Source organism: Nocardiopsis sp. NPDC007018 (genome assembly GCF_040635075.1).
In the GTDB taxonomy this organism is placed as follows: Bacteria; Actinomycetota; Actinomycetes; order Streptosporangiales; family Streptosporangiaceae; genus Nocardiopsis.
This window is the reverse complement of record NZ_JBEYHA010000019.1, coordinates 72504-92391: the sequence shown is the minus strand read 5'-3', so window position 1 is coordinate 92391 and position 19888 is coordinate 72504. Positions and strand designations below refer to the sequence as shown.

The 19888-nt window shown below is 70.5% G+C and carries 20 protein-coding genes; 4 read left to right on the top strand and 16 right to left on the bottom strand.

Features of this window, described 5'->3' with window-relative positions; genetic code table 11:
* Nucleotides 1-137: 137 nt before the first annotated feature.
* A complete protein-coding gene (locus ABZ635_RS13385; RefSeq protein WP_357763657.1) occupies nt 138-848 on the bottom strand; it encodes a demethylmenaquinone methyltransferase in 711 nt (236 codons plus the stop codon).
* A gap of 162 nt (nt 849-1010) precedes the next feature.
* Between ABZ635_RS13385 and ABZ635_RS13380 the strand changes: the two genes are divergently transcribed.
* Nucleotides 1011-2279 carry a hypothetical protein gene (locus tag ABZ635_RS13380; protein ID WP_357763654.1) on the top strand — a complete coding sequence of 423 codons (1269 nt, stop codon included), beginning with the start codon at nt 1011-1013 and terminating at the stop codon, nt 2277-2279.
* Nucleotides 2280-2339: 60 nt separating this feature from the next.
* On the opposite strand, the gene ABZ635_RS13375 is transcribed toward ABZ635_RS13380, so the two are convergent.
* Entirely contained in the window at nt 2340-2648 is a 309-nt protein-coding gene (locus ABZ635_RS13375; RefSeq protein ID WP_357763652.1) for a DUF4229 domain-containing protein, read from the bottom strand.
* 406 nt (nt 2649-3054) lie between these two features.
* On the opposite strand from ABZ635_RS13375, the gene ABZ635_RS13370 reads away from it, so the two are divergent.
* The gene (locus ABZ635_RS13370; RefSeq protein ID WP_026116196.1) at nt 3055-3255 is read left to right on the top strand and encodes a BldC family transcriptional regulator; all 201 of its coding nucleotides are present in this window, start codon (nt 3055-3057) and stop codon (nt 3253-3255) included.
* Nucleotides 3256-3355: 100 nt separating this feature from the next.
* A complete protein-coding gene (locus ABZ635_RS13365; RefSeq protein ID WP_357763648.1) occupies nt 3356-3712 on the top strand; it encodes a PLD nuclease N-terminal domain-containing protein in 357 nt (118 codons plus the stop codon).
* 113 nt (nt 3713-3825) lie between these two features.
* Here the strand turns inward: ABZ635_RS13365 and ccsB are convergent, their stop codons facing one another.
* From ccsB to ABZ635_RS13305, 12 genes are all read right to left on the bottom strand, one after another.
* Nucleotides 3826-4818, bottom strand: coding sequence for a c-type cytochrome biogenesis protein CcsB (ccsB, locus tag ABZ635_RS13360; RefSeq protein WP_357763646.1), 993 nt, complete (start codon nt 4816-4818; stop codon nt 3826-3828).
* The gene (locus ABZ635_RS13355; protein ID WP_357763737.1) at nt 4815-6320 is read right to left on the bottom strand and encodes a cytochrome c biogenesis protein ResB; all 1506 of its coding nucleotides are present in this window, start codon (nt 6318-6320) and stop codon (nt 4815-4817) included. The genes ccsB and ABZ635_RS13355 overlap by 4 nt, the downstream gene beginning before the upstream one ends.
* Before the next feature lie 136 nt (nt 6321-6456).
* Entirely contained in the window at nt 6457-7275 is an 819-nt protein-coding gene (locus tag ABZ635_RS13350) for a cytochrome c biogenesis protein CcdA (protein WP_357763643.1), read from the bottom strand.
* The gene (locus ABZ635_RS13345; RefSeq protein WP_357763641.1) at nt 7275-8048 is read right to left on the bottom strand and encodes a TlpA disulfide reductase family protein; all 774 of its coding nucleotides are present in this window, start codon (nt 8046-8048) and stop codon (nt 7275-7277) included. Before ABZ635_RS13345 ends, ABZ635_RS13350 begins: the two co-directional genes overlap by 1 nt.
* A 201-nt stretch (nt 8049-8249) precedes the next feature.
* Nucleotides 8250-8453, bottom strand: a complete 204-nt coding sequence (locus tag ABZ635_RS13340; RefSeq protein WP_013155995.1) for a helix-turn-helix domain-containing protein — start codon at nt 8451-8453, stop codon at nt 8250-8252.
* Between the two features lie 258 nt (nt 8454-8711).
* Nucleotides 8712-9509: a phosphatase gene (locus tag ABZ635_RS13335; RefSeq protein ID WP_357763638.1), complete on the bottom strand. Its 798-nt coding sequence runs from the start codon at nt 9507-9509 to the stop codon at nt 8712-8714.
* 183 nt (nt 9510-9692) lie between these two features.
* The gene (locus ABZ635_RS13330; protein ID WP_357763635.1) at nt 9693-10853 is read right to left on the bottom strand and encodes an acetoin utilization protein AcuC; all 1161 of its coding nucleotides are present in this window, start codon (nt 10851-10853) and stop codon (nt 9693-9695) included.
* A 227-nt stretch (nt 10854-11080) separates the two neighbouring features.
* On the bottom strand, nt 11081-12628 hold the full coding sequence (locus ABZ635_RS13325; RefSeq protein WP_357763632.1) for a DUF1109 domain-containing protein: 1548 nt from the start codon (nt 12626-12628) through the stop codon (nt 11081-11083).
* Between the two features lie 567 nt (nt 12629-13195).
* Entirely contained in the window at nt 13196-14014 is an 819-nt protein-coding gene (proC, locus tag ABZ635_RS13320) for a pyrroline-5-carboxylate reductase (protein WP_357763629.1), read from the bottom strand.
* Between the two features lie 89 nt (nt 14015-14103).
* Nucleotides 14104-15039, bottom strand: coding sequence for a sugar phosphate isomerase/epimerase (locus ABZ635_RS13315; RefSeq protein ID WP_357763626.1), 936 nt, complete (start codon nt 15037-15039; stop codon nt 14104-14106).
* A gap of 185 nt (nt 15040-15224) precedes the next feature.
* Nucleotides 15225-15839, bottom strand: coding sequence for a C40 family peptidase (locus ABZ635_RS13310; protein ID WP_357763623.1), 615 nt, complete (start codon nt 15837-15839; stop codon nt 15225-15227).
* Between the two features lie 231 nt (nt 15840-16070).
* Nucleotides 16071-17015 (bottom strand): SGNH/GDSL hydrolase family protein, encoded by a 945-nt coding sequence (locus ABZ635_RS13305; protein ID WP_357763620.1) that lies wholly within the window; start codon nt 17013-17015, stop codon nt 16071-16073.
* A 191-nt stretch (nt 17016-17206) separates the two neighbouring features.
* On the opposite strand from ABZ635_RS13305, the gene radA reads away from it, so the two are divergent.
* A complete protein-coding gene (gene radA, locus ABZ635_RS13300; RefSeq protein WP_357763618.1) occupies nt 17207-18595 on the top strand; it encodes a DNA repair protein RadA in 1389 nt (462 codons plus the stop codon).
* On the opposite strand, the gene ABZ635_RS13295 is transcribed toward radA, so the two are convergent.
* Both ABZ635_RS13295 and ABZ635_RS13290 read right to left on the bottom strand, forming a co-directional pair.
* Nucleotides 18592-18975 carry an SSI family serine proteinase inhibitor gene (locus tag ABZ635_RS13295; protein ID WP_357763616.1) on the bottom strand — a complete coding sequence of 128 codons (384 nt, stop codon included), beginning with the start codon at nt 18973-18975 and terminating at the stop codon, nt 18592-18594. The two genes, radA and ABZ635_RS13295, sit on opposite strands and share 4 nt — an antisense overlap.
* Nucleotides 18976-19108: 133 nt before the next feature.
* The gene (locus ABZ635_RS13290) at nt 19109-19792 is read right to left on the bottom strand and encodes a hypothetical protein (protein ID WP_357763734.1); all 684 of its coding nucleotides are present in this window, start codon (nt 19790-19792) and stop codon (nt 19109-19111) included.
* Between the last annotated feature and the right edge of the window lie 96 nt (nt 19793-19888).

Below are 19888 nucleotides of genomic sequence, written 5' to 3'. Positions count from 1 at the left end.
CAGCTAGCAATACTCGCTTCCCAACAAGGGCCCCTCGAGACACGACACAACCCCAAGGAACAGATCATTCCTTGGGGTTGTGCGGACTTTTTGTGTTATACGAGAAGACTTCGACCCTATGGGCGCTATGTCTGTTTTTACTTCTCTCGGAAACCGCGGTGCAGGGCCACGGTGCCCAGCGTGAGGTTGCGCCACGCGACCCTCGACCACCCCGCGCCCTGGAGGTAGGCGGACAGCTCCGCCTGGTCGGGCCAGGCCATGATCGACTCGGACAGGTAGTCGTAGGCCTCGCTGCGGCCCGAGAACGCCCCGGCGATCTTCGGCAGCGCCGCCATCAGGTACGTCGAGTACAGCCGGTCCACGAACTCCACCGGGATGTGGCTGAACTCGCAGATGACCAGCCGCCCGCCGACCCTGGTCACCCGGTGCAGCTCCCGCAGCGCCTGGTCGACGTCGGCGACGTTGCGCAGCCCGAAGGAGATCGTCACCGCGTCGAAGGTCTCGTCGGCGAAGGGCAGCGAGAGCGCGTCCCCGGCCACGAAGGTGACCCCGCCGCGCGAGGCGCCGCCACGGCGCCGGGCCCCGTTCTGGAGCATGCCCAGCGAGAAGTCGCAGGCGACCACGCGGGCGCCCTTCTTGATGAAGGACTCCGAGGAGGTTCCGGTACCCGCGGCCAGGTCCAGCACCAGCTCGCCGCTGTGGGCGTCCACCGCGTCGACCACCGCGCGTCGCCAGACGCGGTCCTGGCCGAGCGAGATGACGTCGTTGACGAGGTCGTAGTTCTCAGCGATGCCGTCGAACATCGCGGCGACGTCCTGGGGCTTCTTGTCGAGCTTCGCGCGGGTCATGGCACCAGACTAAGGGGGTCCGGCGAGCGGAGCGGACCGGGTGCGGCGGGAGCCGGGGACGACGCGGGACAAGCGGACATTCAGTCACTCCGAGTAATTAAACCTCTACTACGTGCAATGATGAGGGTGCCGAAACCGCCTAACGCGCGCCCGAGGAGTCCCGTGAAACCGGCCCGTTCCTTCGTCGCCCTGACGATGAGCACCCTGCTCTTGTTCCCCCTGGGGGTCGCGACCGCCGCGCCCGCCCTCGCCGCGCCCCACCAGGGCGTGGTCAGCGAACAGCCCGTCCAGTGGACCCCGCACGTGCTGGACGGCGCGATCAAGGACATCCTCCGGATCGGCGACACCGTCGTGGTGGCCGGGGAGTTCGGCCGCGTCTCGGACGCCGACGGCGGCCGCACCCACAACCGGAGCAACCTGTTCGCCTTCCGGCACGGCACCGGCGAGGTCCTGTCCGGCTTCGCCCCGCAGGTGGACGACACCGTCACCTCCCTCGCGGAGGGCCCGGGCGGGTCAGTCATCATCGGAGGCCAGTTCACGAGGGTCAACGGAACCGACCGCCGAGGCGTCGCGCGCGTCGACCTGGCCACCGGCCGGAGCGTCTCCGGGTTCGGCGCCGCGGTCGACGACGGCAGCGTCTACCGGATCGCCAGCGACGGGAACCGCGTCTACCTCGGCGGGAACTTCACCGCCGTGAACGGAGAGGAGCGCACCGGGCTGGCCCGGATCGACGCGTCGACTGGGAAGGCGGACGCGGGCTTCACCCCCACCATCTCCGACCAGCGCCGGGGCAGGCTCCGCGTGCAGGAGCTGGCCCTGAGCCCGGACGGGCGCAGGCTCGCCATCAACGGGACCTTCACCAAGGTGGACGGGCTGGACCGCTACCAGATCGCCATGATCGACACCGGCTCGGGCACGCCCACCGCGTGGTCGACGGCGGCCTACGAGGCGGAGTGCGACTACGCCTCCATCCACACCTACATGCGGCAGATGGACTTCGCCCCGGACGGCTCCTACTTCGCGGTGGTGACGGCGGGCGGCCCGAAGATGAAGCCGGGGCTGTGCAAGTCCACCGCGCGGTTCGAGAACACCGACACCGCGAACGCCGAGCCGACCTGGACCAACCTGACGGGCGGCGACTCCCTGTACTCGGTCGAGGTCACCTCGTCCGCCGTCTACGTGGGCGGCCACCAGAGGTGGATGGACAACGAGCAGGGGGCCCTGAACCCCGGGCCGGGCTCGGTCGCGCGCGAGGGCATCGCAGCGGTCGACCCCGCCACGGGCCGGGCACTGCCCTGGAACCCGGGCCGCTCCCGGGGCCACGGCGTGGAGGCGCTGCACGCGACCACCGACGGTCTGTACGTCGGCAGCGACACCGAGCGCCTGGCCGACGAGTACCACGCCAGGCTGGGCATGTTCCCGGTCGCCTGAGGAACGGCCGGGACGAACGCGCGGGGTGGTCTCCGAGAACTCGGAGGTCCGCCCCGTCCGTCACTTCTGGGTCTTCTCCGCTTCCTGGGCGCGCAGGATCTCGTCCTGGATCTCGTCCTCACGGGCGGCTCCGCCCTCCAGGCGGTCCCCCACGGCCTTGTCCTGCTCCCGGCGCCTGCGCGACCACGCGTCGACCGAGGCCGACATCTGGTCGCGCCACTTGGACAGGAGGACGTAGGACGCGAAGCCGCTGATCACCCACGCGAGAACCAGGGCGATCCAGGAACGGGCGCCGAAGAGGTAGACGACACCGAAGGCGCCCGCGAACAGCGCCACGCGGGCGGCGGTATAGGTCAGCCAGCTACGCATCAAAAAGCCTCACAACAGACGTTTGCCTTCGCTACATTGGGCATCGCACCCATCCGCGCAGATCACACACGCGGACGGCCGAGTCATGCGACCGAGGCCGAAGGGGTGGTGTCCCGGATCAGGCAGCCCTGCCTCCAGGTTAAGGGCGGGTCTTCACCGGCGTGCACCAGGGCGGGGTGTGTCCCGTCGCAGGCCGCACGCGGTCGGCGCTGGATTCAGATAGTCATGGGATGTTTCCAATCCCGACAGCCGGGTCGGAACATCACGTTCCGATCACATATCCCCTGCTTCTCCCCCGAACGCCGCAATTTCTCCGAAAACTAGGGAGGAAACGGACCAACTCGTGCACACTAGGGGATCAAACGCCCGCCGCCCCCTCAGTCCAGGCGGGCACGATTGGGGGAATGTGAAGGTGGAACGAGCAAGCGAACGCCTGTTGACCCCCGGGGAAGTGGCCTCACTCTTCCGGGTTGATCCCAAGACCGTGACTCGCTGGGCCGCCTCCGGGCGCATCAGCAGCATCCGGACCCCCGGCGGCCACCGCCGCTTCCGGGAGTCCGAGGTACGCGCCCTCCTGCTCGGCGAACCGAGCGAGAGCACCACCTGAGCGACGTTCGAGGCACTCCCCCGACGACCCACGCGGTCCTCCCCGCACCCGGACGGTGTCCCCGACCGGGAGGGGTCGACAGCGCGAGTAGGCTGGAACCATGGTGTGGCTCGGTGGCCTGATCACGCTCGTGTCGATCGTTCTATGGGTGTACGCGTTCTTCGACGCGCTGACCACCCCTGCCCAGGAGGTCCGCAACCTCCCGAAGGTCCTGTGGCTGGTCGTCATCGCGCTGTTCCTACCGGTGGGATCGATCCTGTGGCTCTTCCTCGGCCGACCGCCCAAACCCGTCTCCGTCCTGGGCAACGCGGCCTCCCCGGCGCAGGCCGTCAAGTCCGTGGACGACCTTGACCCGTCAGACTTCGCCCGGCCCTCGGACAGCCCGCACCCCCTCGGACCCGACGACGACCCGGAGTTCCTCAGGAACCTGAACCGTCGGATCGACCCGGAGGACTGAGGCTCCGCGGGACCGGCACCCAGCACCACCGCGCACCGCGCGTCCTCGTCACCACGAAGGCGGGGCCGTACCCGTCCGGGTACGGCCCCGCCTTCGTCTCGCTCCGGCCCGGATCAGGCGTAGGAGTGGAGCCCGCTGAACATGTAGTTCACGGCGAAGAAGTTGAACATGACGGTGAGGAACCCGATCACATTGATCCAGGTCGCCTTGGGGCCGCGCCAGCCGCCGGTGGCGCGGGCGTGCAGGTAGGCGGCGTAGATCACCCAGGAGATGAACGACCACACCTCCTTGGGGTCCCACCCCCAGAACCGGCCCCAGGCCTCGTCCGCCCACACCGAACCGGCGATGACGCCGAACGTCCACAGCGGGAACGCGAAGAGGATGAACCGGTGCGAGATCCGGTCCAGCAGCTCCGGGCTGGGCAGGCGACCGGCGATCCCGACCACCTTCTCCCCCAGGGCCCGCTTGGCCTCGGCCCGGTGCGCCACCAGGTAGGTGATGCCCGCCGCGCCGGAGACCATGAACGCGCCGCCCGCGATGATGACCGCGGAGACGTGGATCGGCACCCAGTAGGACTGGAGGGCGGGAATGAGCGGGCCCGGGTCCACGTACAGCCACCGCACCCCGATACCGAGCAGGAGCAGGACGGGGACCAGCACGAACGCGCCGAGGAAGCGGGCCTGGTACCGCCAGGCGGCGTAGAGCAGCGCGCCGACGGCCACCAGGCACATCGCCACGACGAACTCGAACATGTTGCCCCACGGCCAGCGTCCCGCCGCCAGTCCCCGGGTGATGATCTGGGCGAGGCCGAACACGAAGCCCAGCGCCGTCACGCCCAGGGCGATCCGGCCGAGCACGCTCTGGGAGGCCGCGGCCTCGCCCTCGTGCGTGCGGACGCTGACCTCGATGTCGTCGTCGGCGCCCTCGACGGAGCCCGCTCCCACGGGCATGAGGCGTCCCGCCCTGAGCTTGATGCGTCGTCCGTAGGCGGCCTCGATGGCGAAGAGGAACAGCGCGGCAGCGTACGTGACGATCATCGCGATGATCAACGTGTCACTGGCCGACGCCATCGTCTCGTCCACCGGTCCGGCGAGTGTGTACGTCACCGGTCACTCCCTCTTGTCGTCGACTCTGACGGGTCGGATGTCGTGTGGGGGTTGTCGTCGGACTCGCTCCTGAGTCGTCCGGCAAGTCGTTTGGTGATCTCGTGGAACTCGGCGTTGTCTCCGGCGACCTCGGTCTTGCCGAGCCCGGCCAGCTCCACCCGGGTGGTGCCGTCCGCGCCCCTGGTGGCGCGCACCCACACCCGGCGGGGGCGCACGAACAGGGTGAGCAGCAGCCCCGCCACGGCGGCCGTGGCCGCCCCCAGTGCCGGGAGGCGGGCGCCGTCCCGGTTGCTCTGGAGCGTGGCGTACTCCTGGTAACCGGTGAAGGTGATCGACCCCGCCTCGTCCGGCAGTTCCCAGGTGTCGCCGACCCCGAGGACGGGCGACTCGCCCAGGGACTCCATCCCGGCGGTCTGGAGCTGGTAGACCGACTGCGGATCGACCATGCCGAGATCGCCCCGGTACCCCTCCAGGGTCACCATCGGGTTCTCCGCTCCGGGGAACGTGGAGACCAGTTCGCCCTCGGAGTCCTCGGCCGCGGTGGGCAGGAAGACCCCGACGAAACCGAGCTCCTCACCACCGGTGTCGGGCACCTTCACCACACCGTCGGAGGTGTAGGTCATGGTCTCGCGGTGCAGGAAGGGCACCGCCTGGTCGAAGACCAGGTCGCCCTCGGAGTTGCGCACCTCGAACCGCGGCGCGTACCCGTGCCCCAACAGGTACACCTGCACCCCGTCCACACTCAGCGGGTGGTTGACCTCCAGGGTGTGCTGCCGGTCCTCCGACTCCGGGGACTCCCTGTAGGTCAGCTCCGCCACGTAGGACTCCGCCTGTCCCCGCAGGTCGCCCTCGTCGATGAAGGTGGCGTCGAAGCTGTCGAGGTAGATGGTGAAGGGCTCGAAGGCGTCGGTGTCGGTCCAGTGACCCGGGTAGATCGCGTCGTAGGAGGGCAGCGTGTTGGCGAACCCGTCACCCTCGACCAGCAGCATGTTGCCCCGGTAACCGAAGAACGAGCCCGCCGCCAACGCCAACAGCAGGGCCAGCAGCGCGAAGTGGAACAGCACGTTGCCCGCCTCGCGCAGGTAACCGGTCTCGGCCGAGACCGAGTCCCCGTACCGCTCGACCCGGTACCCCTTCAACACCGACCGGGCCTGCTCCAGGGCGGTCTCCGGGGAGGCGCCGGTGTCGAACCGGGCCACGTACGGCATCCGTCCCAGGTGACGCGGGGTGGCCACCGGCCTCGCCCGCACCGCACGGGCGTGCACCAGCGCCCTGGGGATCACGCACCCGGCCAAGGACACGAACAGCAACAGGTAGATCGCCGCGTACCAGGGCGAGGAGAACACGTCGAACAGGTAGAGACGGTCGAGCCACACCGACAGCTCGGGGTTCTCCCGCATGTAGGTGGCGACCTCGTCGACGCTCACCACGTTCTGCGGCAGGATCGACCCCGGGATCGCGCCCACCGCCAGCAGGAACAGCAGGATCAGCGCGGTCCGCATCGAGGTGAGCGTGCGCCACACCCACCGGCCCCACCCGGACAGACCCAACCCCTTCGGGGCGGGCTGGTCCGTCCCGCCCTCCGGGGGCCCGGCCCCGTCGGGCCGTTCGGACGTCTCGGAAGTACGTGTACTCACGTCAGATCACCGTCTGGAAGTTGGCGGCCCAGCCCTGCATGGCGATGGTCATCTGGGTCCACAGACCCGTCACCATCGCCAGGCCGACCAGGACGAGCATGACACCGCCCACCACGGTGACGGTTCGGGTGTGGCGCTTGAGCCAGCCGAACGCGTTGAGCGCCCGGCGGTAGAGCAGCGACGCCACGATGAACGGCAGGCCGAGGCCGACGCAGTAGATCAGGGACAGGAGCATGCCGCGGCCGGCCCCGCCCTCGACGAAGGCCAGGGTCTGCACGGCGGCCAGGGTCGGGCCGATGCAGGGGGTCCAGCCGAGGCCGAACAGGACGCCCAGCAGCGGAGCGCCCGCGAGCCCGGCACGGGGCAGGTGGTGGAAGCGGAACTCGCGCCCCATCCCGGGGAGAACGCCCATGAAGGCCAGGCCGAGCACGATCGTGAGCGCGCCGAGCACACGGGTGATCGGGTCGGTGTAGTCCATGAGGATGTCGCCGAGCCACCCGATGAACCCGCCCACGGCGACGAACACCAGGCTGAACCCGGCGATGAACAGGACGCTGCCGGTGACCATCGTCCAACGGCGCCGCGCGAGTTCGGCGTCGACGTCGACGATGGTGGCGGTGGCCCCCTCGCCTCCGGACGCGGCAGCCCCGGCCCGGCGTTCGCGCACGTGCGAACCGCTCATGCCGGACACGTACGACAGGTAGCCGGGGACCAGCGGGAGCACGCAGGGGGAGAGGAAGGAGACCAGTCCGGCGGCGAGGGCCAGTGGGGCGGCCAGGAGGAGGGAGCCGCTCAGGACGGTGGGGACGATCGCGTCCATCAGGTGCCGTCCCCGTCCGCGTCGGCCTCTTCGGCGCCCTGGTCGGTGTCGGCCGCGGAGTCGTCGTCGGAGGGTTCGGGCTCCCCGGGCTCCTCGGAGGAGTCGGCGCCCTCGCCGTACCCCTCCAGCTCCGAGATCCGCACCCGCTCCTCGGGATCACCCAGGCCGAACTCCACCACCAACGGATTCAACAGCCCCGTCAACTGCCCGTACGTCGTGGGACCGATCACCCGAGCCGCGATGTTCCCGTCCGGATCGATCACCAGCGTGCTCGGGATCGCCCGCGGCGGCACCGTCTCCCGAAAGGCCTGCGGCACCTCGCCCGGCTGGTCGAACAGGCTCGGATACTCCACACCCTTGTTCTCGGTGTAGGCCGCGGCCGCCGTCTCGTTGTCCTTGATGTTCACACCCAGGAAGTCCACGCCCAGATCCCCGTACTCGGCGTGCACCTCGTCCAACACCGGCTGCTCCGCCCGACACGGGCCACACCAGCTCGCCCAGACGTTCACCACCAGGATGCGACCCTCGAACTCCGACAACGACAGCTCGTCGCCCTCGAACGTGGTCCCCGACACCTCCGGCGCCGCCGCGCGGTCACCGGCCTCGAACACCGTCGCGCTACCGTCACCCGAGATGAACCGGTCCTCCTCACCCCCCGCCTCGATCTCCGTTCCCCCGGCACAACCGGACAGGACGAGAACAGCCGACAGCGCTACGGCCGACAGGGACGGCACGGCACGACGGCGTCGCGTACCTGTGCTGGTACTGGGCATCGAGGGGACCTCGCGAACCGGGTGTGAACAGGGCGGACTACAACAACGACAAAGTGTAGTAGATGCCCTGGGGCCCGCTCAGCCGCCCCGACCGGAGTGAGGACACACGTCAGGGGCGATGCTGGGGAAACATCGCCCCTGAGCGGTCTGCGGATCGGGCGCCGGGCCACAGGGCCCCGCACCCGGGTCCGGTCCGGCCTGTCAACCAGCCTCCACGAAAGCCTCGCGGAGGTAGTCGTGCACGGCCCGTTCGGGGACCCGGTAGGAACGCCCCACGCGAATCGCGGGGAGAACTCCCGAATGCACCATTCGGTAAACGGTCATCTTGGACACACGCATGATCGTGGCGACCTCCGCCACGGTCAGGAACCTGACCTCTTCGAGAGGTGGTTTGCTCCCGTTCATCTTCCGCCGCCCTCATTCCCGGACGTGAGCACTTGTCTACCGTTCAGCCCTGGCGTGTCCGACGGTGGTCGGGAGATCCGGCACGTTCGTGCCCGTCCCACCGACACGCCAGCGTGTCATGCTGTCACTACTGACACGTCCGTTTTCAGAGTAGAGCCGAGTTCCCCTCTGCGGAAGGTCGTTCGTGCCCTCTTCGGAGCCACGCGTTGACCGGGGGGCAGTTGAGGTTTAACGGTGGGTATAAATGGCCGACCCCGCTCAAAGCAGACCCGCTCTCGCCAACACGTAGTCGCGCAACGGCGCGTAGTCCTCGGGCAGATATCCGTCGTCGAGGGGCACGGTGACCAGGAGTTTCCCCTCGTGTTCGGCGAGGAACAGCGCGGGGTCGTTGCAGTCGGCGAAGCCCACCGTCGGCACCCCCGCCTCCCCCGCGGCACCCGCGAACCCGTGGTCGGCGATGACCAACTGCGGCCAAGGCTCACCCCGGTCCGCGAGCTCCGTCAGGATCGCCCGCATCGCGAAGGGGTGGTGGCTGTGCCGGGGCAGGTGCCCGTCCGTCACCAGCGCCACGTCGTCCCGCCAGACCACGATCCGGCGGTGGGGCGGACGTTCGGTGGTGACCTCGTAGGAGTAGCCGCCCGCCGCCGAGAGGACCTTGCAGCCGCGTCCGACCAGCGCGTCCTTCCACGCCTGGTAGGTCTCCCGGAGGTTGCGCGGATGCCCGGTCGCGAACAGCACGTTCTCCTGGCGTTCGGCCGCCAGGGCCAGGCGGTCGGCGAGGGCCTCCAGGGCGTCGATCGTCAGGTCGGGGTCGATCGTGTCGATCCCCCACACGTACTCCTCGTCGCCCACCACACCGCAGCGCTTGTTCATCAGGGCCAGGACCTCGGAGTAGGTCCAGTCGTGCGAGAAGGTCAACCCGAACTGGTGGTACGGGTCCTTCTGCACGAGTCTCCGGTAGTGGCGCAGGTTGTTCTGCCGTGGGGTGTCGACGTGCCCCGCGATCCCCGTGCGAACCAGATAGGTGATGAGTTCGGCGCGTGTCGGCGGCGTCACCTGCGTTCCCCTTCCTCGTCTGCGCGGCGAGACGGTGAAACGCCGCGCGACCACCACGGCGTCGGCTCCTGTTCGCCCGGTATTCATCCCCTTCCTACCCGCTGAACGCCAGCCACGCGGCGATCGAGCAGATTTCACCGTGGTGTGACCCGAGGACGCGACGGGGTCGGCGGGGGCCGGGGTTCAGAGGGTGGGATCGATCCCGTGGCTGGGGAAGACGGCGGTGCGGGTGGCGTGGATGGCCCGGTCGACCGGGTCACCCGGGTCGTACCCCTGCTCGAAGGGGGCGAAGGAGACCCCCCGGCCGTCCGTCATGTAGAGCGGAGCCAGCTCGCCGGTGCGCTGGCGCACGAAGTCGCGCCACCCCTGCGGTGTCTCGAGGTCCGGGTCGATGGGCGATCCCGCCGCCTCGGCGAGCAGGTGGGTCCAGGCCCTGGGTACGACGTGGACCAGGCCGTAGCCGCCGCCGCCGAAGAGCAGCCAGCGGCCGCCCGCGGTCTTGCGGGCCAGCTTGTGCAGCTCCTCGTAGGCCCGGCGCTGGCCGTCCACACTGAGGGTGAGGTTGGCCAGGGGGTCGAGGGCGTGGGTGTCGCACCCCTGCTGGGTCACCAGGATCTCGGGCTGGAACTCGTGCAGCAGCGGCGGGACCACGGCGTCGAAGGCGCGGTGCCAGCCGGTGTCGCCGGTGCCCGCGGGCAGGGCGACGTTGACCGCGTACCCCTCCGCGTGGGGTCCGCCGACCTCAGAGGCGTGCCCCGTGCCGGGGAACAGGGTCGCGGGGGACTCGTGCAGGCTGATCGTGAGAACCCGGGGGTCGTCGTAGAACGCGTTCTGGACGCCGTCGCCGTGGTGCACGTCCACATCGACGTAGGCCACGCGCTTGGCGCCCTGCTCAAGGAGCCAGGCGATGGCCAGGGCGGGGTCGTTGTAGACGCAGAACCCCCACGCGTTGCCGTGCATGGCGTGGTGGAGGCCGCCCGCGATGTTGGCGGCGTGCGCGCTCTGCCCGGTCCACACGGCCTTGGCGGCGGCCACCGAGGCCCCGGCGATCAGCGCGGAGGCCTCGTGCATGTGCGGGAACACGGGGTTGTCGGTGGTGCCGAGCATGTGGGTGTCGTCGGGTTCCAGGGTCCGGCCCGCCCGTTTGACCGCCTCGACGTAGGCGGGATCGTGCACCAGGGAGAGAAGCTCGTCCGAGGCGGGCTCCACGTCCAGGAGGTCCACCCCGGCTCCGTCGAAGACCCCGAACGCCCGGCTGAGCGCCATGGTCAGCTCGACCCGGATCGGCGCCATCGGGTGCTGCGGCCCGAAGTCGTAGGTGGTGAGTCCCTCGTCCCATGCCACCCGAAGCGAGCAGGACGTGCGCCCTCCCATGTGGTGACCCCCGTTTCAGGTGTGCGTGCTCCGAAGCACACAGTACGCAAGGACCGGCTCGGGCTGAACCCCGGGGCGGCCTCGGCTTCCGGGCCGTGGCAGCGCGAGCGGACGCCGGGAACGTGAACGGCCCCGGAAGGGGTGAGTCCCCTCCGGGGCCGCGGGGCCCATGACGGCGGTTCCGCCGCCGCGCGCTCCTAGTCGTTCTCCATCTTGTAGTAGCAGGACTGGTACGTCTCCCCGGCCTTCAGGTTCTTGGTGCCGTGGAGTGGCTTGCTCAGTCCGCCCTCGGTGGAGGTGATCATGAGCCGGTACTCGCCCGGGTCGAGCTCGATCTTCATGACGTCGCCGTCGTCGAAGCACGAGTTGCCGGTGGGCGGCGACGTGTAGATCTTGCAGTCGTCACAGGCGTCGGTGAACTCCTCGCCGTGGACCCCGTCCGGGCCCACGTACAGGAAGTGCATCTCCTCCGGCGAGTTGTTGGTGAACTCGATGACGACCTTGTCGCCGTTCCCGGTGCTGGTGGGGCTCATGTCCGAGATCGGGGAGTCGCCGAAGAGGGTCTTGACGTCCATCTTCTGTTCGACGCGGCCTGCGCCGATGTGCCTGGTGAGCTTCTCGACGTCGTCGGTCTCGTAGTCGGGGTAGCTGGCCTCCAGGTACTCGACGGTCTCGTCGGCGTCGTCGAGGTCACCGGAGTCGACCTGTGCCCAGCCGCAGTTGAGGGCGGCGTCGGGGCGCTCCTCCTCGATACGTTCGGCGACCGCCGGGGCGGAGTCCCACGAGAGGTCGTCGAACATCCCGATCTGGTCGAAGGCCGAGCACCAGTTCTCCGCCTCGTAGTCGCCGGTGGCCAGGTCGTACAACTCGACGAGGGCGTCGGGCACCTGGGAGGCGGACGGAGTGTCCGCGAAGTCCTCGGCGACGAAGGCGTAGGTCTCCTGCGCCTGCCGGAAGGCCTCGCTGACCTCCTCGGTGACGGTCCCGCCGTACATCTCGTCCGCTTCGGCGGCGAGCTGGGTGGCGTAGTCGAAGTGGATCTCCGCGATGCTGCCGTCCGTGTCCTCCCACTGGGAGCCCGCGTGCGCGAAGTAGTCGGTGTAGGACTCCAGAGCCTGGTCGTAGGCCTCGTTGTTCACGTCGGACTGCGCACGGCGCAGGATCTGGCAGGCCTCACTGCCCTCGCGCGCCCTGTTCATGAGGGACGGCGACATGGACAGCTGGAACCCGCCCTCGACCTGGCCGTAGACGTCGATCGCGGTGTCGCAGTCGCCCTTGGCGTGGGCGGCGTCGGCGACCCGGAGCCGCCACTCACCGGTCTGCCAGACACCCACCAGGGACAGTGCCATGACCACCACGAGGCAGGCTGCCAGGACGACCGGCTTGGACCCGGCCGTGGGCTCTTCGCCCCGGGCCATGAGCCTCCGGTCGTGCTTGCGCCCGGCGAAGAGACCGTGCACGACGGTGACCAGAATCCAGACCAGCAGGCTGGGCGCCCAGGTCAGCAGGTTGTCGGCGGCGCCCATGAGGGCGGCCGTGACCAGCAGGCCGATGGTGACGGCCAGGTTGATCCCGAAGAACACCCAGCTGCGCAGGTAGAAGTAGCCCGCGCCGACACCGGACAGGTTCAGCAGCGCGGCGCGCAGGCCCGCCTTGGACTTGAAGAGGCCCAGCGGGGGCAGGGGCGGCGGGGGCGGTGGAGGTCCGCCGAACTGTCCGCCGGGCGGCATCGCGCCGGGGGGCATCCCGCCGGGCGGCGGTCCTCCCGGGGGCGGACCGAGGGGCGGGTTGCCGCCGGAGGGCGCTCCGGCGGGCGGGGGCCCGCCGAACTGACCGGGCGGGGGCCCGACCGGTCCGCCGGGGCCGCCCGGGCCCGCGGGGGGCTGGGGGCCGCTGGGGGCTCCGGGGCCCGCCGGGCCGCCGGGGGGAGGTCCTCCCGGGCCGGAGCCCAGGGGGCGCTGGCCCCCGGAGGGCGGCCCGGAGGGTGGTCCGCCGGGCGGTTGGCCGCCGGGTGGCGGCTGACCGCCGGACGGGTTCCGGGCCGCGGGGTTACCGCCCCCGGGACCGCCGCCGGGGACCGGGGGCGGGGGGACGGACCCGGGCTGACCCGGGAAGTTGGACGAATCCGAAGGGGGTGGAGGAGTGGTCATGGGGCCCCGAAATCAGTGAGGGGAAGACGTACGCGATCGGAATCGCAGAGGGGCGCGCCCTCTTATCCCGACTTTATTCGTCCGGTAGGACGCAATGTCCGACACCTCATGACCAGAAGAGCCAGCATTTCACGTAGTGATTCGCGTCACGTTCCCTCCCGCTCAGCTCTCCGAGAGGTCCCTGCTGCGGTCCCGTGCCGCCTCGATCGCGTCCGTGAACGCCGTCCGCACCCCGTGTCGTTCCAGCTCGCGCAGGGCGGCGGCGGTGGTGCCACCCGGAGACGTGACGGCCTCGCGCAGGACCACGGGGTGTTCGCCCGACCCGTCGAGCATCGCCGCCGCCCCGGTGATCGTCTGCCCCACGAGGCGCTGGGCCGTGGCCCTGGGCATCCCCATGGCCACTCCGGCCTCGATCATGGTCTCGGCGATGAAGTAGAAGTAGGCCGGTCCGCTGCCGGAGATGGCGGTCACCGTGTCCATGTGCCGCTCCCCCACCCGGAGCACCTCGCCGACCGCGCCGAGCAGCTCCTCGGCCCGGTCCAGGTGCCCGGCCCCGGCGTAGGAACCACCGGAGACGGCCGTCATGCCCCGCCCCATGAGCGCGGGGGTGTTGGGCATCGCGCGCACGACGGGGACCCCCGGGGCCAGGTGGTTCTCCATCACGGCGGTGGTCAGCCCCGCCGCCACCGAGATGACCAGGTGCCCGTCCGACACGTGCGGGGACAGCTCCTCCAGCAGGGCCGACATGTCCTGCGGTTTGAGGGCGAGCAGCAGGGTGTCCGCGCGCTTGGCCGCGTCCACCGCCGGGACCGTCTCGACCCCGTGACGGGCGCGCAGCTCGGCCGCGTGCTCCTCGCGCGGCTCCGTGACGAGCACGTCCGCCGGTGCGTGACCGCGGGCCAGCAGACCCGCGAGCAGCGCCTCGCCCATCTTCCCTGCACCGATGATCGCGATCATTAGGGGTCCTCTCTGCGCGTTCACTCCACGCTAGCCCCTGGGAGGGCTCCGCGAGGACCCGTCGTCCCACAGGGTGGACGGTCACACTCCGAGGGGCGGCCGACCGGCCGGTCTCAGCCCCCTGCCGTGCCCTCGTCGTCGGCCGTGCCGCCCTGGTCCACCGAGAAGCGCCGGGGCGGGGTCTGCGGGCGTCGGCGCAACAGTGCGATGCGCTCACGGCGGCCCAGCGCGGGTTCGGGCTCGGGCGGCCCCTGGGCGAAGTGCAGCCGGGTGAAGGCCAGCGCCTCGGCCAGCTCGCGCAGGCGCGCCTGCCGGTCCACGGCCTTGCGGGTGCTGACCTCCAGCACCAGCTGCCCCTCGTAGCCGCTGCCCGCGAGGTGTTCGAGCAGTTCGGCGACGGGCTGGCTCCCGCGCCCGGGGATCAGGTGCTCGTCCAGGTTCTGGCCGCCGAAACCGTCCGCGACGTGTACGTGGGAGAGCCGGTCGCCCAGCCGTCTGGCCATGTCCATGGCGTCGGAGCCGGACATGGCGGTGTGCGACAGGTCGAGGGTGACGTCCGGGTAGTCCCGGTCCAGCGGGTTCCAGCTCGGCGCGTACGGAACGACCTCGCGGTCGCGCACCCGCACCGGGTACATGTTCTCGACGGCGAAGACCACGTCGGTCTCCTGCTGCATGCGGGCCACGCCGTTCTCGAAGTCGCGGGCGTACTCGCGCTGCCAGCGGAAGGCCGGGTGCACCACGATCGCCTTGGCCCCGAGTGCCTCCGCCATCTCCTTGGACCGGACGAGCTTGCCCCAGGGTTCGCGGCCCCACACGCGCTGTGTCAGCACGAGACAGGGCGAGTGGATCGCGGTCACGGGCATCTGGTGGTAGTCCGAGAGGCGCCGGAGGAGTTCGGTGTCCTGGCTGGCCGGGTCGGAGGACACGAGGACCTCCACGCCGTCGTACCCCAGCTTCGCGGCGATCTCGAACGCGGCCGGGGTCTTCTCCGGGTAGACCGACGCCGACGAGAGGACCACGGGCGCGTCTGGGACCTGGATAGGGCTCACGCGTTCCAGGGTATGCGCTTCGCGGCGATCTGGCGCGTGCGGCCTCCCGAATCCGGCGTGGCGAGGACGCCCGCGGGCGGCGGAAGGGGAGGTCGTGCGCGGCGGACGGCCGCCCCCGGGATACCGGGAGCGGCCGTGGCGGATTCAGTGGCGCGCGCGGTGGCGCGGTGGCGCGGCGGTCGGGCTCACAGCCGCACGGCGCCCGCCAGGTTGTAGCGGGTCACGTCCCGCTCGGCGATCTTCCCGCCGGAGCTCGGGGCGTCGATCATGCGATCGCCGCCGAGGTAGATGGCGACGTGGTAGGCGTATCCGCCCCCGTCGGTCCAGTACAGGACGTCGCCGCGCCGGGCCTTGGAGTAGCTCACCCGGGTCCCGGACCGGACCTGGTCGTGGGCCACGCGGGGCAGGCTCACCCCGGCCTGCTTGAAGGAGTGCTGCACGAGCCCGGAGCAGTCGAAGGAGTTCGGGCCGGTCCCGCCCCAGGCGTAGGGCTTGCCCTTCTGCTCCTCCGCCGCGGCGATGGCCTTGTCCACGGCGCTGGCAGACAGGGACTGGTGGACGCGTTCGGGTTCCGGGGCGCTCTCGGCGCTCTGCCGGGGGACCGCGGCCGCGGCTCCGGACGCGGGATGGTCGGCGGGCTGGGCCAGCGCGGGGGCTCCCCCCGCGGCGAGGGCGGCCGCGAGGACGGTGACGACGAGTGCGCGCGGCGTGCGCCGCGCCTGGACGGCTGCGGCCTGGCATCCCGGGTTGGCGGTGGAACGACAGGCCCGCGCTGGCTCGTGGTGTCGGGGTTCTCGCATGACGTGATGCTCCCTGAAGGTGCGCCGGAGGCCGCCCGCACCGCTGTGACGCGGGTCTCGTCGCCAACGACTCACCACCATTGGTCACACAGACCCCAGGGAAAATCACTCTCCGTAGCCTAATCAGCATCCAAAGAGGGTAAAGACCACTTGACCTCGGCGGGCAAACCGGTCGTCGTGCGAACAAACGACCGACTGCCGCCGAGGCCAGTCACCACGAGTGACGAACCGCTACGGCTGCGGGACGTTCAGGGCGGAACGGACGAAGTCGGTCGTCGCCGCCATGCCGAGGTTGTTCGGGTGGATCGGCGCGCCGTCCTCGGGGATCAGCCCCTCCACCCAACGGGTGCTGGAGCCCTGGCAGACGTCGTGCCCGCGCTCGAAGGTGTCGACGAAGACCGCGCCCTGCGCCTCGGCCTCCTCCTTGAGCATCGCGTTCAGCGCGGTCTGGGCCTCGTCCAGGAACGGGACGTCTCCCCGGGAGATCGGGGTGCTGGGCCAGCATCCGCCGCTCGCCGGCAGGATCTGGAGGTAGCCGACGCTGAGCACCGTGGCGTTCGGGCTGCGCTCCGCGATGTCCGCGTACACGCCCGAGACCTCGCCCCGAAGCCCCTCGATCCGGTGGTCGAGTTCGTCACCGTAGTAGTCGGAGCACGGGCTGCCCAGCGGGTTGGTCAGACTGCGCTTGGCGCACTCGAGGAGCACCTCGGAGAAACCGAAGTCGTTCCCGGCGATACCCACCGTGACCAGGTCGGTCTCCGGACGGAGCGCCTCCAGCTGCGCCGGGGTGTCGTCGAACTGCGCCTCGTACAGGTGGCGCATGACGGCGCCGGAACAGCTGACGTCGGTGAGGTCGGCGATCCCGAGCTCGTCGGCGAGGCGCTTGGGGTAGTTGACCGAGGACTGCATGCAGCCCAGGAGCGGCATGTTGGCCTGGGCCTGGACCAGCGGCCCGGCGACGAAGGAGTCGCCGATGGCGACGTAGTGCTCGAAGGCGGCCGCCTCGACGGTCTCGGCCGCCTCGGTCTCGGCGGCGACGGGCGCGGTGGCCAGCGACAGGCCCAGCGTGGCCAGGGCCAGCGGGGCGGTGAGCCGGGCGAGGCGTCGCAGCGTACCGGGACGGTGGGCGTCCCGGGCCGCGCGGGGGGCGGCGGGGGTGCGGTTCGTACGGAACACGAGGGGATTCCTCTCTCCAAGGAGCGGGGGCACAGGAGTGTTCGGACCGTGGGGAGAGAGTGACTCTCCCCACACATTCTCTAACATGACTGACGAAACCCTTGACCTAACCGGTAGGTAACTTTCTTGTGTCGCGGCGGCCGCTCCGGTTCCAGGCGGTCCTGTCACCCCCAGCCGTTAGCGTGTCGACCATGGCGAAAGCAGCGAAGACGACGTTCCGGTGCGCCGAGTGCGGGTGGACCACCCTCAAGTGGGTGGGTCGCTGCGGCGAGTGCCAGGCGTGGGGCACCGTGGAGGAGGCCGGGGCACCCGCCCCCATGGCGGTCGCGGCCGCGCCGGTGACCTCCCGGGCCCGCCCCATCACCGAGATCAGCGTGGAGAGCGCCGAGGCGGTTCCCACCGGGGTCGACGAGCTCGACCGGGTCCTGGGCGGCGGCGCGGTCCCCGGCGGCGTCGTCCTGCTCGCGGGTGAGCCCGGCGTGGGCAAGTCGACCCTCCTCCTGGAGGTCGCGGCCATGCGCGCGGCCAAGGCGCCCGTCCTCTACGTGACCGGCGAGGAGTCGGCGGGGCAGGTGCGCCTGCGCGCCGAACGCCTCGGCGCCCTCTCCGACCAGCTGTTCCTCGCCGCCGAGACCTCGGTCGCCACGCTCGCCAGCCACGTCGACGCGGTGGCCCCCCAGCTGCTGATCGTGGACTCGGTGCAGACCATGGTCTCCCCGGAGGCCGCCGGCGTCCCGGGCGGCGTCACCCAGATCCGACAGGTCACCGGCGCCCTCATCCAGATCGCCAAGGAGCGCGGCATCGCGACCGTGCTGGTCGGCCACGTCACCAAGGACGGTTCCATCGCCGGTCCCCGCCTCCTGGAGCACCTGGTGGACGTCGTCCTGCACTTCGAGGGCGAACGCCACTCCCAGCTGCGCCTGCTGCGCGCGGTCAAGAACCGCTACGGGCCGACCGACGAGATCGGCGTCTTCGAGCTCACCGAGAAGGGCATCCACGGGCTGCCCGACCCCAGCGGCCTCTTCCTCACCGAACGGACCGATCCGGTACCGGGCACCTGTGTGACCGTCACCCTGGAGGGGCGGCGCCCCCTCATCACCGAGGTCCAGGCGCTGGTCGCCCCGACGCCTCTGCCCGCGCCCCGACGCGCCACCTCCGGCCTGGACACCTCACGGGTGAACATGATCCTCGCCGTGTTGGAGAAGCGCACCGGCATGAAGCTGGCGAGCATGGACGTGTACGCCTCCACCGTGGGCGGAGTGAAGCTGGGCGAGCCGTCCGTGGACCTGGCGCTGGCGCTGGCCGCCGCCAGCTCCAACAACGACGTCGCGCTTCCGAGCGGGTTCATCGCGGTCGGGGAGGTGGGGTTGGCCGGTGACGTGCGCAGTGTGAACGGTGTGCGCCGCCGGGTCGCCGAGGCGCAGCGCCTGGGCTTCACGCAGGCGGTGGTACCCAAGAACTTCGGCGACCCGGTGCGGGGCATCCGCGTGCACGAGGTCGAGGAGCTCAGCGAGGCACTGTCCTGGGTGCGGCGGCGCGGCCGCCGCCGGGACTCCCCGTCCGACTCCTCGGACGACTAGAAGTCGAAGATGGCGCCCTTGGCGTTGGCCATCTGGCACGCGTTGCCGAAGGTCTCCTCGTAGTCCTCGGCCCCGGTGACCCGGACGGTGACCGGGCGGTACTCCATCGTGCAGGCGCCGTTGGGGTTGGCCATCACGCTGGCGATGTCACCGTGTTGCGCGATGAGGCCGCAGGCCTCCTCGGCGCGCGGGTGGTCGCCGCCGGCCGGGTCGCACTCTAGGGTGGCCGCGCGGGCCCAGCTCATGGCGGTCTCGCCCCGGTGCTCGACGCCGCCGAGGACCTCCAGGGTGTACCGGGTGCTCCGCTCGTCGGCGGAGGCGGGCGCGGCCGCGACCACGGAGAGGGCGACGGCGGCGGCACAGGTCAGGGCGGTGGCCATACGATTCACTGGAACTCCCGAGACGAGACGAGAAGACGTTTCGACACGAATGGTAGCCACCTAGTGACCAAGAGTGGTGCTTTTTGTGCGAACCGATACCGTCCGGGGCCCGATCGGGCCCCGGCGGCGCGGGTCAGGCCTTGAGCTGAAACACGAGCTGGTCGACGCTTCCGACGTGGTCGCCGCGCAGGTTGGCCTTGTACCAGCCGGGCTGGGCCTTGGTCCCGCCGCTTCGGCAGTCGGTGAAGGAACGCTCCAGGTCCCACGTCAGGGTGTACTCGTGCGGACGCCCCTGGGCGAGCTGGCGCTCCTCCTTGCTGTTGCCCTCCACGCAGTCGGCGGAGGAGTAGATGCGGTCGTCACCGGAGTCCAACCGGAGCTCCATCGCCTCGGGGCCCACGTCCACGGTGCAGGTCTGCTCGGCCACGTTGACCACGGTCACCTTGAACTCGGGCTTGGCGCCGCCTCCGTAGACCTCCCGCTCCTTCTCCGCGAACTCGAAGGTGACGAAGACGTCCTGGGGGCGGCAGTGGTCCTCGGGGCGCTCGGGCGCCGCGGCGTCGGCCGACCCCCCTCCGGAGCCGTCCTCGGAGTCGTCCCCGTCCTCCTCGCCCTCGGACGGCGAGGCGGAGGCGGAGGCCGACGGGGAGGGTGAGGGCGAGGGGTCCGCGTCCTCGTCGCTCGCGGCGTCGGAGGGCTCGTCCTCGGGGGCGCTGGCGGAGGCCTCGGGCTCCTCGACGGCCGCCTGGGAGCCCGTCGTCTCACCGCCGTCGGAGGTGTTGCGGAAGGCGAGCGCCACCAGGGTGAGTACCAGCATCACGCCGGCCAGCACGAAGGCGCGTCGCTTCCAGTAGGTCTCGCGGCTGACAGGTGCTGGTTGTCCGGTACTTGACGCCATGGGCCGTAGTATTGC